We start from the raw sequence: 987 nt of genomic DNA, 5'->3' as shown, positions 1-987 counted from the left end.
CAGGGTGCGCATGGTGCAGGGGCCGGTGTCGGGGGCGCCGAGCATAGCAAGCCCGGCGCGTGCTCAGCTCTTGCGGGCGCTGCCGTTGCGTGCGTCCGGTTTCAGCCGCAGATACACCTGCTTGCGTACCCGCGCGACCACCTCGCCCTGTGCGTCCAGAATGTCGTTGCTGAACCAGTGCAGGTACTTTTCGCCACCGGCCGTGGCGGCACGCAGCTGGTCCAGCAGCGCGTCATCGAGATGGAACTCCGCACGCACCGTGCCGCGGCCGGGCTTCAGGAATTCGATCTCGCCGGCCCTGTCCCACACGTAGTAGTCGCGGCCCAGGTTGTGCATCACGGTGAGCATCCAGAACGGATCGGTCATCGCAAACAGGCTGCCGCCGAAATGCGTGCCGACGTAGTTGCGGTTCCACGGGCGCATGCGCAGCTCGACCTGCACGTGGCGGTAGTCGGGGCTGACCTGCGTGACGTGGATGCCGGTGAACAGGAACGGCGGCCACAGGTTCATGCCGTGGCGGAACACGCTGGCTTTCATCGGGTCGACCCAGGTTGCGAACGAGGGATGCAGCTTACCATTCGCAAGCGTATGGTGCGGCGGTCAGTCGCCGTCGTCGGCCATGTAACCGTTGCGCCCGGCGGCCTTGGCCTTGTACAGCGCCGCATCGGCGCCTTCAAAGAAATGCCGCGGTTCGCTGCGGGCGGCGGGCACGCGCGTATACACGCCCACGGTCAGGGTGATGTGGATGCGTTCGCCCTGCGCGCCGGGCACCTCCAGCAGGCGTACCCGTGCCAGCAGGTCCTCGATCACCTGCACGGCGCCGTCGGCCGCGGTGTCGGGCAGGATCAGCGCGAACTCGTCGCCGCCGAAACGCGCGGCCATGTCGCGCGGCCGCCGGGCGTGCGCGCCGATCTCGCTGGCGATCAGGCGCAGGACGGTGTCGCCGGCCTGGTGGCCGTACACATCGTTATGGTGTTTGAAGTGGTC

The 987-nt window shown here is 67.7% G+C and carries 2 protein-coding genes; both read right to left on the bottom strand.

The features are described from left to right. Positions 1-63: 63 nt before the first annotated feature. The gene (locus tag DBR34_RS19185) at positions 64-537 is read right to left on the bottom strand and encodes a DUF4442 domain-containing protein (protein WP_128097960.1); all 474 of its coding nucleotides are present in this window, start codon (positions 535-537) and stop codon (positions 64-66) included. A gap of 63 nt (positions 538-600) precedes the next feature. Continuing rightward, positions 601-987, bottom strand: a 387-nt coding sequence (locus DBR34_RS24085) for a GGDEF domain-containing protein (protein ID WP_258224139.1), incomplete at its 5' end; no start/stop codon positions are given.

The sequence above is a fragment of the Stenotrophomonas sp. HMWF003 genome (genome assembly GCF_003061285.1).
GTDB lineage: Bacteria > Pseudomonadota > Gammaproteobacteria > Xanthomonadales > Xanthomonadaceae > Stenotrophomonas > Stenotrophomonas maltophilia_AP.
Note: the sequence above shows the minus strand (reverse complement) of the source record. Positions and strands in the feature narration are given on the sequence as shown.

What these genes read in the sequence shown, in the direction of transcription:
- DBR34_RS19185 (WP_128097960.1), bottom strand. Translation starts at nt 537, where the DNA reads ATGAAAGCCAGCGTGTTCCGCCACGGCATGAACCTGTGGCCGCCGTTC.